The organism is Rhizobium herbae, assembly GCF_019511375.1.
Classification (GTDB): Bacteria; Pseudomonadota; Alphaproteobacteria; order Rhizobiales; family Rhizobiaceae; genus Pararhizobium; species Pararhizobium herbae_A.
On record NZ_JAEUAO010000001.1, the window covers coordinates 990,350 to 1,002,360 of the forward strand.

11 protein-coding genes are annotated in these 12,011 nt (G+C 63.4%); 5 read left to right on the plus strand and 6 right to left on the minus strand.

What is annotated here, in order from left to right:
• Positions 1 to 19 precede the first annotated feature (19 nt).
• Positions 20 to 790, plus strand: a complete 771-nt coding sequence (locus tag JNB71_RS04825; protein ID WP_220370672.1) for an SDR family oxidoreductase — start codon at positions 20 to 22, stop codon at positions 788 to 790.
• A gap of 167 nt (positions 791 to 957) precedes the next feature.
• On the opposite strand, the gene JNB71_RS04830 is transcribed toward JNB71_RS04825, so the two are convergent.
• From JNB71_RS04830 to JNB71_RS04840, 3 genes are all read right to left on the minus strand, one after another.
• Entirely contained in the window at positions 958 to 1,380 is a 423-nt protein-coding gene (locus JNB71_RS04830) for a plastocyanin/azurin family copper-binding protein (RefSeq protein ID WP_220370673.1), read from the minus strand.
• Between the two features lie 96 nt (positions 1,381 to 1,476).
• Positions 1,477 to 3,336 carry a DNA helicase RecQ gene (gene recQ, locus JNB71_RS04835; RefSeq protein ID WP_220370674.1) on the minus strand — a complete coding sequence of 620 codons (1,860 nt, stop codon included), beginning with the start codon at positions 3,334 to 3,336 and terminating at the stop codon, positions 1,477 to 1,479.
• A gap of 86 nt (positions 3,337 to 3,422) precedes the next feature.
• A complete protein-coding gene (locus tag JNB71_RS04840; protein ID WP_220370675.1) occupies positions 3,423 to 4,058 on the minus strand; it encodes a LysE family translocator in 636 nt (211 codons plus the stop codon).
• Between the two features lie 217 nt (positions 4,059 to 4,275).
• On the opposite strand from JNB71_RS04840, the gene JNB71_RS24375 reads away from it, so the two are divergent.
• A complete protein-coding gene (locus JNB71_RS24375) occupies positions 4,276 to 4,995 on the plus strand; it encodes an acyltransferase family protein (RefSeq protein ID WP_223215746.1) in 720 nt (239 codons plus the stop codon).
• A 29-nt stretch (positions 4,996 to 5,024) separates the two neighbouring features.
• On the plus strand, positions 5,025 to 5,408 hold the full coding sequence (locus JNB71_RS24380; protein WP_223215747.1) for an acyltransferase family protein: 384 nt from the start codon (positions 5,025 to 5,027) through the stop codon (positions 5,406 to 5,408).
• A gap of 12 nt (positions 5,409 to 5,420) precedes the next feature.
• On the opposite strand, the gene dnaG is transcribed toward JNB71_RS24380, so the two are convergent.
• The gene (gene dnaG / locus JNB71_RS04850) at positions 5,421 to 7,448 is read right to left on the minus strand and encodes a DNA primase (RefSeq protein ID WP_220370676.1); all 2,028 of its coding nucleotides are present in this window, start codon (positions 7,446 to 7,448) and stop codon (positions 5,421 to 5,423) included.
• 183 nt (positions 7,449 to 7,631) lie between these two features.
• On the opposite strand from dnaG, the gene JNB71_RS04855 reads away from it, so the two are divergent.
• Positions 7,632 to 8,519 carry a hypothetical protein gene (locus JNB71_RS04855; RefSeq protein WP_220370677.1) on the plus strand — a complete coding sequence of 296 codons (888 nt, stop codon included), beginning with the start codon at positions 7,632 to 7,634 and terminating at the stop codon, positions 8,517 to 8,519.
• Here the strand turns inward: JNB71_RS04855 and JNB71_RS04860 are convergent.
• Entirely contained in the window at positions 8,494 to 8,952 is a 459-nt protein-coding gene (locus tag JNB71_RS04860; RefSeq protein WP_220370678.1) for a GatB/YqeY domain-containing protein, read from the minus strand. The genes JNB71_RS04855 and JNB71_RS04860 overlap by 26 nt on opposite strands.
• Before the next feature lie 281 nt (positions 8,953 to 9,233).
• On the opposite strand from JNB71_RS04860, the gene carA reads away from it, so the two are divergent.
• Positions 9,234 to 10,439: a glutamine-hydrolyzing carbamoyl-phosphate synthase small subunit gene (carA, locus tag JNB71_RS04865; protein WP_220370679.1), complete on the plus strand. Its 1,206-nt coding sequence runs from the start codon at positions 9,234 to 9,236 to the stop codon at positions 10,437 to 10,439.
• A gap of 50 nt (positions 10,440 to 10,489) precedes the next feature.
• Here the strand turns inward: carA and JNB71_RS04870 are convergent, their stop codons facing one another.
• On the minus strand, positions 10,490 to 11,896 hold the full coding sequence (locus JNB71_RS04870) for an MATE family efflux transporter (RefSeq protein ID WP_220370680.1): 1,407 nt from the start codon (positions 11,894 to 11,896) through the stop codon (positions 10,490 to 10,492).
• Positions 11,897 to 12,011 lie beyond the last annotated feature (115 nt).

The window sequence follows — 12,011 nt, forward strand, 5'->3', positions numbered from 1 at the left end:
TTTGTGCGACGAGAGAACCATGACCATAGTCGACAGATTTTCCCTGAAGGGCCGGGTGGCACTGGTGACCGGCGGCGGGCGCGGCCTCGGACTGGAGATCGCCCGGGCATTTGCCGAGGCGGGAGCCCATGTCGTCGTCAACGGCCGCACGGCAGAAACGCTCGAGGACGCGGTGGGCCGCATCGTGGCCGCCGGCGGCAGCGCGGAGGCTGCGGCTTTCGACATCGCCGACCGCCAGGCGCAGCGCGCTGCTCTCAGCGGCATCGAGCGCAGCCATGGGCGGCTCGACATTCTCGTCAACAATGTCGGCGCCCGCGACCGGCGGCCGCTGGCGGAGTTCGACGACGAGGCGATTGTCGACCTGATCCACACCGATCTCATCGCCGCCACGACGCTGTCGCGCGATGCCGCCGCGATCATGAAGCGGCAAAACCATGGCCGGCTGATCTCCATCACCTCGATCAACGGCCAGGCGGCGATGCCGGGCGACGGCATCTATCCCATCGCCAAACAGGGGCTGACCGGGCTGATGCGGTCAATGGCCGTCGAATTCGGCCCCTACGGCATCACCAGCAATGCCATCGCGCCGGGCTGGTTTGCAACCGAGACCAATGCCGCGATGGCAGCCGACGAGGACCTCATGCCCTTCGTGCGCCAGCGCATTCCGGTTGAGCGCTGGGGGCGGCCGGACGAGATCGCCGGCGCCGCCCTCTTCCTTGCCAGCGACGCCGCCTCCTTCGTCAACGGCCATGTGCTGACGGTCGACGGAGGGATGACGGTCAGGATGTGAGCAACTGGCCGGATCGAGGCACGGTGGTGAATCAATCTTTCGGCGCTTTCGCCCAAGCCACTGAAGAACAGCGGCTTTTCGGCGCTCTGGCGACCGAACGCACAAATTGCAGCGTCCGCACCGCCGATGGCAGGAAGACGCTGCAATCCGTTGAATCGATTCGCTGATCAGTCGGTGACGGTCAGAACGGCCTGCATCCCCGCTTCGTAGTGGCCCTTGAGATTGCAGAGCAGCAGGTAGGTGCCGGCCTCGAGATCAGCCTTCAACTGACCATCGGCGCCCGGCGCAAGATCTTCAACTTCACCAAGCGATTGGAGCTGCTTTTCGTCGACGCGATGCTTCTTGGTGAGTAGCGGAATCTTTGCGTCCGCCGATTTCAGACGAACCAGCACCATTTCGTGCTCCTCGCCCAAGGCGGCATTGTGGACCTTGAAGACCGCCGGCCCTGCCTCGACGGAGGTCTGATCGAGCGTCAGCGACATCTTGCCGCCGCCCTCGCCGTCTTCGACGACATTGATCGTCGTGGCGGCGAAAACCGGGGTGGCGATGAAAAGGGCGGCAAGCGCCAGGGATGCATTGCGGATAAACATGGAGCTTCCTGTCTGTTGTTGATGTTGCACTGCCGAGATAGGTGGCAATACTGACAGGGTGCTGAACCGCGGCAGCAAACCTTGACCGGGCGGTTGTCAATCCGCCGCACGGATCGCTTCCAGAAAGGCGGCACCGTAACGCTCACGCTTGGTCTCGCCGATGCCGGGGACGCCGAGAAGATCGCTACTGCTCACCGGCCGCTCCTTGGCGAGCGCGATCAGCGTCGCATCGGGGAAGATGACGTAAGGCGGCACGTTCATCTCCTTGGCGATTCCAGCCCTCAGCGTCCGCAGTTTCTGGAAAAGTTCCTGATCGCGATCAGACATATCCGTTCGCGCAACGGCGGCGCGAGACGACTTGCCGTTGCGCTGTGACTTGCCCGTGGTCGGCCTGTCCTTGCGGAAACGGACCTCGCGTTCGCGTTTGAACACGGCGCGGGCCTCCGGCTGCAGTTTCAACGCGCCAAATGCCTGGTGATCGACACTGACGAGGCCGGCGGCGAGCAGTTGCCGATAGACCGACTGCCACGTCTTCGACGGAATATCCTTGCCGGCGCCAAAGACCGGCATGTCGGCGTGGCCGAAGCGTGTCGTCTTCTCGTTGACGGTGCCAAGGAGCACATCGATCAGATGGCCGGTGCCGAAGCGTTCGCCGGTGCGGTAGATGGCGGCCAGCGCCTTGATCGCGGCATCCGTGCCGTCCCAGGTCTCGACGGGTTTGACGCAGGTGTCGCAGTTGCCGCAATTGCCGCCGTGGGCCTCGCCGAAATGGGCCAGGATGGCTTGTCTTCGGCAGGTCGGTGTTTCGCAGATGGCAAGCAGCGCATTGAGCTTGGCGCGCTCGACCCGCTTGATGTCGTCGGCCGAGCCGGCCTCGTCGATCATCCGGCCGCGCTGGATGACATCAGCCATTCCATAGGCCATCCAGACATCGGAAGGCAGCCCGTCGCGTCCGGCACGGCCGGTTTCCTGGTAATAGGCCTCGACCGAGCCCGGCAGGTCGAGATGGGCGACGTAGCGCACATCCGGCTTGTCGATGCCCATGCCGAAGGCGACGGTGGCGACGAGGCAGAGGTCCTCCTCCTTCAGGAACGCGTCCTGGTTGGCATCGCGGACGCTGCGGTCCATGCCGGCATGATAGGCAAGCGCGCGGATACCCTGCCCGTTCAGCCATTCGGCGGTATCCTCGACCTTGGCGCGCGAGAGGCAATAGACGATGCCGCTCGAGCCCTTGTGGCGCGACAGGAATCGCAGCAATTGCTGGCGCGGCTGGTCGCGCTCGACGATCTCATAGGCGATGTTCGGGCGGTCGAACGAGGTGGTGAAGACTTGCGCCCCGCGCAAGGCCAGCCTGTCGATGATATCGTCGCGGGTATGCGGATCAGCCGTTGCCGTCAGCGCCATGCGCGGCACGCCGGGATAGAGCTCGCCAAGCTGGCCCAACTCCCGGTATTCCGGGCGGAAATCATGGCCCCATTGGGAGACGCAATGCGCTTCGTCGATGGCAAAGAGCGCGATCCTCGCGGTGCCGATCATCTCCTTGAAGGCGGGCGTTACGATGCGCTCGGGCGTGACATAGAGAAGATCGAGCGCGCCGTTAGCAATCGCCCGGCGGACATCGAGGAATTCCTCGCGCGTCAGCGACGAGTTGAGCGCGGCCGCCCTGACGCCGAGCTGCTTCAGTGCCGCCACCTGATCGCGCATCAGGGCGATCAGCGGCGACACGACAATGCCGATGCCGTCTCTGCAAAGCGCCGGGATCTGGAAACAGAGCGATTTTCCGGCACCCGTCGGAAAGAGCACGACGGCATCGCCACCGGCGACGACCCTTTCGACGACGGCCGCCTGCTTGCCGCGGAAGGCCGAATAGCCGTAGACCTGCTTCAGGACGGCAAGCGGATTTTTCGCGCCTTCGTTTTCGAACAGGGGATCGATGCGGTCTTGGGGCTGCGGCATGGAATCGCTTTCGTGGGAGAGCGGGACTATGGCACAGTTTCAGCCGTTGCCGCGACCCCATACCCCGGCCGATGGCAAATCGGGGTTCACGCAGCGGCACGCCGGTAGAACGCCAGCGAACCGGCGAGCGCCAGAAGGGCGCCACCGCAGATGCGGTCGAGCCAGAGCGCGCCGGATGTCTTCAGCAGCCGCACGGCCTGCGAGCCGAGCGCCGCATAGCCGAACATGACGAGAAAATCGATCATCGCAAAGACGAGGGCGAGAACGGCATATTGCGGGACCTGCGGTTCGGCGGGCGCGATGAACTGCGGCAGGAAGGCCGAGAAGAACAGGTAACCCTTGGGATTGGTGACCGCGACCAGGAAACTTTTGAAGAAGATCGAGCGTGTCGAGCCTGAGCCGTTCTGCGCCGTGGCGTGCAGCGTCTCGTTCAAGGAGCCCTTGGAGCGCAACAGCATGATGCCGAGGAAGGCGAGATAACCGGCACCGATCCATTTGACGACGGAGAACCAGAATTCGGAAGCAGCCAGCAGCGCGCCGAGCCCGAGCGCGACGGCACCGATCAGGACGAAATCGGACAGGACCGCACCGATCATGCCGATGAGCGCGCGGCGCACGCCGAAGCGCGAACCGTTGGTCAGCGCCAGAAGCACGGTGGGGCCGGGCGTGGCGATGCCGATGAACGACACGAGTGCGAAGGCAAACAGCGTGATCGTGGTCATGAAATCCCTCCTGCGACTTGCAACGCAACGGTGCAAACTTCCCCCTGGAGAGGCGACTTTTGCAATTCCTCGGCCGGTCGGCAAGAGGCGATCTTGCTCTGCAGCTATTCGAACGGCTCTCTCTCGGCCGCGACGAAATCAAGCGCCGCGACCAATTTTTCCGGCCTGACTAAAAATTGCTGCAGTGCACCTGCATGGTCCAGGCACGATAGTCGGAATGAACAGTGATTTGATGCGGCATGTAAGAGAATTCGAGGCCCTGCGCGGCGTTTTGGCGATCTGGGTGGTGATCGGGCATGTGGCAACGGCGTCGGCGCTCCATGGGCGCCTGATCGAAGCGAAGCTCTACAATTTCCACGCCGTCACCGTCTTCATCCTCCTGAGCGGCTTTGCCATTGCTGCCTTGATCGACAAGAAGCCGGAGCGCTACGGGCTCTACATCACGCGCCGCGCGTTGCGGATTTTCCCGGCCTACCTGTTCTACCTGGCGCTCTCTGTCCTTCTGGCCGATTTCGCCCTCGAGACCTGGCTCGATGCCCCGTCCGGCGTGATGCAGGCGGCGAGGACGACGATCGCCGCCGATACACTCGCCTATTGGCCCTGGCATCTCGCAGCCCACCTGCCGGCGCTGCATGGTCTGGTGCCGCAGCACCTGCTGCCCTCGACCGACTACGCCTTTCTGGGACAGGCCTGGAGCATATCGCTGGAGTGGCAATATTACCTGATAGCGCCCTTCTTTATTTCCCTCCTGACGTCGAGGATGAATGCCGTCCGCTGCGGGTCACTGATTGCCGGCGCGCTTGTCACAGCTTTTATCGTGCCGCGGATGCCGGAAAGCTTCATCGGCGGGTGGCTTCCGGCGTTCACCCTGGGGATCGCGACCTTCTACTTCATGAAATACAGGGAGAGGAGACGAAGGGTCATCCCCTGCGACTGATCCCGATCGTGAAAACATGGGCGCTCGTCATGGCAGCATTGCTGCTGCAGCGCTCGATCGGCGTCCTGCCTTACCTGATCTGGGCAACCGTCGTCATGCTGGTGATCCGCGCCCGCGAAACGAGCGGCGGGGTGGCCGCGCTTTTCAGCAGGATGGCGCATGCGCGGCCGCTGCAGTGGGTGGGAAACATGGCCTACTCGGTCTATCTCTCGCACATGATCGTCCTGATCATGGCCTTGCGTGCAGTCGAGGTGCTCGGCATCCATGCCCCCTGGCCGCAACTTGCGTTTCTCGTTTGCGCGACGCTGATCGGGACCTTGCTGGTCTCAAGGCTCTCCTATGTCTACATTGAATTGCCGTTCCACCAATATGGCCGAAACATCGGCAGGAGCGCGCAGGCCGCAACCGCCTGACCGGGCGATCGACTACTTCCCCGCCGGCCCCTTCACCCGTCCCGACAGCACGCCGAAGCCGTCGATGATAGCCTCCTGGTTTTCCAGCCGCGTCACCTCCAGCTGGACCTCCTGCAGGTTGCGCAGGATCTGGCTGACGGCATCGTCGTCGCCCTCTTCGGTGGCGTAGGCGAGCTCGCTTTCGAGTTCGCGGCGCTGCCAGAGCAGCGCCTTGGTGCGCTTGTGCAGGGACAACGCCTGGATATAGCCTTCGCGCGCATCCTCGGGGGCGGCGGCCGTTGTTGCGGTCCAGAGGCGAGCAAAGCGGATCTGCTGGTCGAGCGACTTCAGAAGCTCGCCGAAGCCTTCGGCCTCCAGCTGCTCGACGAGGTTTTCACGCGACAGGCGCGGCCCCCTGGCAGCGGCGGCATTGAGCACCGACGACCAGAAGCGCTGCAGGTCGCGGTTGTCATAGTCGATCGCGGAAATCTCGTCATATTCCTCAAACAGCAGTTGCGGGTGATTGACGATGGTGAGCGCCAGCACGCTTTCCCTCAGCGGCGGCAAGGCCTGATGGCCGCTGACGAGCGACGAGCGGGCAAGCCGGTCGGAGATGCCTGAGCGTTCCGACATGCGCGCGCCCTGCTGGCCGCCGCGCCCCTGCCCGCCATTCCGGCTTGCGCCGCCCTGGCGCTGGTTGCGATCAAAACCGCGCTGGCCGCTTTGCTGGCGAGAAGCACCTTGAAAAAACTGGTTGAGGCGGTCGCGGATATCCTGGCCGTAATGGCGGCGGACGTTCTCATCGGCAATGACGGAGACGACCTGCTTCAGCGTCGCTTCCAGTTGCGCCCGGCTCTCCGGCGTGTCGAAGTTGCCGGCCTGTGCCTCGCGCAGCCAGACCATTTCCGACAGCGAGCGGGCCGAGGCAAGCACCTTGTCGAAGGGCGCGCGGCCCTCGTGGCGGACGAGATCGTCGGGGTCCTTGCCATCCGGCAGCATGGCAAAGCGCACGGAAAAGCCGGGCTTCAGATGCGGCAGGGCCAGATCGACCGCCCGGTTGGCGGCGCGGATGCCGGCACTGTCGCCGTCGAAGCAGAGCACCGGCTGCTGGGTCAGCTTCCACAAGAGCGCCATCTGGTTTTCGGTGAGCGCGGTGCCGAGCGGCGCGACCGCATTTTCGATGCCGGCCTGATGCAGTGCGATGACGTCCATGTAGCCTTCGACCGCAATGATCGTGCCGGCAGCATTTTCGTTTTGCGCGGCGCTGCCGCCGCGGTTGACCCCGGACATTGCCCGCCTGGCGCGGGCGAAATTGTAGAGCACGTTGCCCTTGTGGAAGAGCTCGGTCTCGTTGGAATTGAGGTACTTGGCCGGCGCATCCGGCGACATCGCACGGCCGCCGAAGGCGATGACCTTTTCGCGCGACGACAGGATCGGGAACATGATGCGGTCGCGGAAGCGGTCGTAGGAGACCGGGATGTCGGGGCCGTGGACGACGAGACCGCAAGCCTCGATCTGGTCCTTCGGCACGCCCTTGGCCGCAAGATGCTCCTTCAGCGCGTTGCGGCTTTCGGGAGCATAACCGAGCCGGAAGGTCTCGATCGTGCGGCCGGTGAGACCCCGATCGCGCAGATAGGCCCGCGCCCTGGCGCCACCGGCGGTCTGCAGTTGGGCTTCGAAGAACTGCGTCGCCATTTCCATGACGTCCTGCAGGCCGGTGCGCTGGCGGTCGCGCTTCTCGGCCTCGACATCGGGCTGCGGCATCGCGACGCCGGCAAGGTCGGCGATCTGCTGCACGGCTTCGGGAAAAGCCATGCCGTCGAGATCGGTCAAGAAGCGGAAATGATCGCCCGACACGCCGCAGCCGAAGCAATGGTAGCGGCCCTTGCGGTCCTCGCAGTGGAAGCTCGGCGATTTTTCACCGTGAAACGGGCAGCAGGCCCAATAGTCGCCCTTCGAGGCATTGGTCTTCTTGCGGTCCCAGGTCACGCGCTTGCCGATAACGTCCGATATCGGAACGCGGTCGCGGATCTCGTCGAGAAAGGAGTTGGAAAAGCGCATGAATACCTCTGGGCCGGCTTCCATATAAGCGGCAACGACGGGCCGCGCCAGCAAGGCTGCGCATCATACCCGCAATTCACAGGTTGACGAGACACCGGCACTCCGCAAGCGACCGTGAATAAAAAGTTGAAGCCGAACGTAGGAGAAGCGATAAATCGCATCTGCACCCTCCGGAATCGCCCAATGTCCCTCGCAGCCCCCGATCTTGTTTCCAGCAGTGCATTTTTTGCCGCCATGCGCCGGCTCGCAGTCGAACTGACGACGATGTACGATGAAAATCCGCGGCTGATGTCGATCTTCGCCTCCCATCAACGCTGGCTGATGGCGCAACTGGGTCTATCGCTCCACTACGGGCGTGATCCGGGCGATCCCGCCAAGGGGCTTTATGTCGGGCGTTTCGTTTCGGCCGCGGTGGAGCACGGTATTGCGAGCCGCAACACCGCCGCCGCATTCATCCAGGAAATGCTCGCCTATCGCTTCGCCCGCCACAGCGACAATCCGCCCGACAATCGCATGCGGCCGCTGGAGCCGACGGACGTGGCCGTACAATCGGTGGTGAAGTGGCTTTATGCCCATCTTTCCATCCTCGACCATCTGGATGGCGGGACAAGAGCAGCTGTCCTGGCCGAGGACCCGGCGCTTTTTGTACAGCTCCAGCCCTCCATAGCACGGGGAATTCTGGGAAGTCGCGCGGTCCGCAACCCGGGCGAGACGTTCAACCTGTTCACCTGGGCCAATGCCGGCGGCGTCGTGATGGATTCCTTCATCGCCAGGATCGAAGATTTCGATCCGGACGCGCCGCAAACCCCGGTCGGCTCGATTTCGCCGGCGGATATCTGCCAGCGCTATATGATCTCGAAGACGCATCTGAAGCGGTTGCTGAACAAGGGGGCCGAGATGGGCAGCCTCGGTTTCGACAATGTCACGGGTCGCAATATGCTCTGGCTGTCGCGGGGATTCATCGGCGAGTACCTCACCTACCAGGCCGAGAAATTTGCGATCATCGATGCGGCCTTCCATCGGCAGGCCGCATCGGCACCGACAGTCAGAGAGCTGACAGCAGTTCCTTGAGGGTGGCGGAAGCCCTGGCGAAATCCATCTGGCCGGCGTAGCGCTCCTTCAAGACCGCCATGACCTTGCCCATGTCCTTCGGCCCGGCGGCGGCCGTTTCGGCGATCGCAGCCGCGACATTCGCCCGCACCTCGGCTTCCGACAATTGCTTCGGCATGAAATCCTGCACGACGGCGATCTCGGCGCGTTCCTTGGCAGCGAGTTCAGGGCGGGCGTTCTCTTCGTAGATCTTCGCCGATTCTTCGCGCTGCTTCACCATCTTGGCAAGGATCTGCAGAATTTCGTCGTCGCTGGCATCGCCCTTGCCGGCGCCGCGATTGGCGATGTCGCGGCTCTTGATCTCGGCTTGAACCAGCCGGATGGTCGACAGCCGCTCCGCATTCTTCGACTTCATTGCATCCTTGAGGGCGGCGGCGAGTTGATCGCGCATCATTGTCCTTACTCCTGTTAAATGGCGCTACATAAACCAGCCGGACAGCCACGAGCAAACGAATTGCGCAAATCACGGGTAAAAGCTGAAGGAAAAGCCACATCCGTGCGTCTTCAAGATTGACCTTGTGCGACGCGGCAGCTATTTACCGTCACCTGCACAAACATCGTGACCAGGCCTGACAGCGCGCGCCCAACGCCCGCTTCCGTGCGCCTGCGAACCAAAACGGCCAGCCGGCGTCCCATGGGACGCTCGCCACACGCCGCCTGAACGGGATGAAGACAATGACCGGCACCGCGCCCTGGACCACCGCAAAACCAACCGCCCTGCTCGTTCTTGCCGATGGCACGGTCATCGAAGGCAAGGGCATCGGCGCTACCGGCAAGGTACAGGCCGAAGTGGTCTTCAACACGGCGCTGACCGGCTACGAAGAGATCATCACCGATCCTTCCTATCTCGGCCAGATCGTCACCTTCACCTTCCCGCATATCGGCAATATCGGTGCCAATGACGAGGACATCGAGGACCTGACGCCGGCAGCCCGCCACGGTGCGGTCGGTGTCATCTTCAAGGCCGACGTCACCGATCCTTCAAGCTATCGCGCGGCAAAACACCTTGATGCCTGGCTGAAGGCCCGAGGCATCATCGGCCTCTGCGGTATCGACACGCGGGCGCTGACTGCCTGGATCCGCGAGAACGGCGCACCGAACGCGGTGATTGCGCACGATCCGAACGGCGTCTTCAACCTCGACGAACTGAAGGCGGAAGCGAAAGCCTGGAGCGGTCTCGAAGGTCTCGACCTCGCCAAGGTCGCCTCCTCCGGCCAGTCGTCGCGCTGGAGCGAAAAGCCCTGGGTGTGGAACGAGGGCTATAGCGAGCTTACGGAAACCGAGACGACGCATCACGTCGTGGCGCTCGATTTCGGCGTCAAGCGCAACATCCTGCGCCTGTTCGCCGGCCTGGGCTGCAAGGTCACCGTCATGCCGGCGACGACCAGCGCCGAAGAGGTGCTGGCGCAGAAGCCGGACGGTATCTTCCTGTCGAACGGCCCGGGCGATCCGGCCGCCACCGGCGAATACGCTGTTCCTGTGATCAAGGACCTCATCAAGAGCAACATCCCGCTGTTCGGCATCTGCCTCGGCCACCAGATGCTGGGCCTGGCGCTCGGCGCCAAGACCGAGAAGATGCACCAGGGCCACCACGGCGCCAACCATCCGGTCAAGGACCATACGACGGGCAAGGTCGAGATCGTCTCGATGAACCACGGCTTCGCAGTCGACTCCAAGTCGCTGCCGGAAGGCGTTGAAGAGACTCACGTTTCGCTGTTCGACGGCACCAATTGCGGCCTGCGCGTCACCGGCAAGCCGGTCTTCTCCGTGCAGCACCACCCTGAAGCCTCGCCCGGTCCGCAGGACAGCCACTACCTCTTCCGCCGCTTCATCAATCTGGTGCGCGAAAAGAAGGGCGAACCGGCGCTGGCCGAACGGTAATCGCAGTCATATGGAATTTCGGAAGGTCCGCGTTACGCGGGCCTTTTCGTTCACGCCGGCAAGGCCAGCAACTTCCTTTCCCGCGACAGGAAACGGAAGAAGCGCCAGGTGAGCGAGATGCTGGCGGCGGCGAGGCCGAGAACGAAGCCGTACCAGACGCCGACGCCGCCGAAACCGGCGTTGAAGGCAAGCACATAGGCCGCGACGAAGCCAATCGCCCAATAGGAAACCAGCGCCAGGATCATCGGTACCGTCGTATCCTTCAGACCGCGCAGCATGCCGGCCGCCAGCGCCTGTACGCCGTCGACCAGTTGGAAGGCACCGGCGATCACGATCAGCGGCCCGGCATAGGCGAGAACCTCGGCCGCATCCGGCCGCCGCGTGTCGAGATAAAGGCCGGCAAGCTCATGCGAGAAGAGCGAGAAGACGGCGCTGCCGATGAGGGCGAAGGCTGAGCCGAGCACAAGCACCGAGATCGCCGCCCGCTTGATGCCTTCCGCGTCGCGCCGGCCATGCGCAAGACCGATCCTGACCGTTGCCACCTGCGCCAGGCCAAGCGGCACCATGAAGGCGATCGAGGCGAACTGCAGCGCGATGCCGTGGGCGGCAAGCTCGACGGTGCCGATCATGCCCATCAGCAGCGACGCGACCGTGAACAGGCTGACTTCGGCAAGGATGGTGACGGCGATCGGAAGCCCGAGTTTGAGAACCTCCCGCAACACCGGCCAGTCGGACCGCCAGAAGCGGACGAAAATCTCGTAGCCGCGGGTTTCCGGCTGGATCTGGATATAGGCATAGAGCAGCACGAAGCTCAGCGTGTTAACCGCCAATGCGGAAATCGCCGCACCGACGATGCCGAGCGCCGGCGCACCGAAATGGCCGAAGATGAAGACATAGCAGAGCGCCGCATTCGCGACGAGCACGGCGATCGTCACATAGAGGATGACGCCGGCGCGCTCGAGCGCGCTCAGAAAGCCGCGCAGCACCATGAAAAGCAGCGCCGGGAACATCCCCCATAGCGCGACACGCAGGTAGCTGCCTGCAAGGGCCGCGACGGCGGGCTGCTGGCCCATCGACCGCAGGACCGTTTCGGCGTGCCACAACAGCGGCGTGGTCAAGACGCCGTAGCCCAGCACCGCCCACATGCCCATGCGCACGGCGCGGCGGACGGCGACGCGGTCGCCGCGCCCTTGCGCCTGCGCCACCATCGGGATGACGGCATTGGCAAAACCGGAGCCGAAGATGAAGACGGTGAAGAACGTCTGCGCGGCAAGAACCATCGCCGCAAGCTCTGTCGTTCCGAGCCGACCCACCATCAGGACGTCGGTGGCATGGATGGCGAACTGGGCCAGCTGCGCCCCGACGAACGGCACGCCGAGCGCGATGCTGGCGCGGTAATGCGAAGGCCAGGAATTATCGGTGCGGACGCCCGTTTGGGTTTGGGTCGAAGTCAGCATGACGAGATTTGAGCCCTTGGCTTCGTCGCAACCGGAATGGGTCGCACGACGGAAGAGACGGAAATAGAACAACCATCGGTAAAGCACCAGCAACAAAGACCAAAGTGCTTATCTT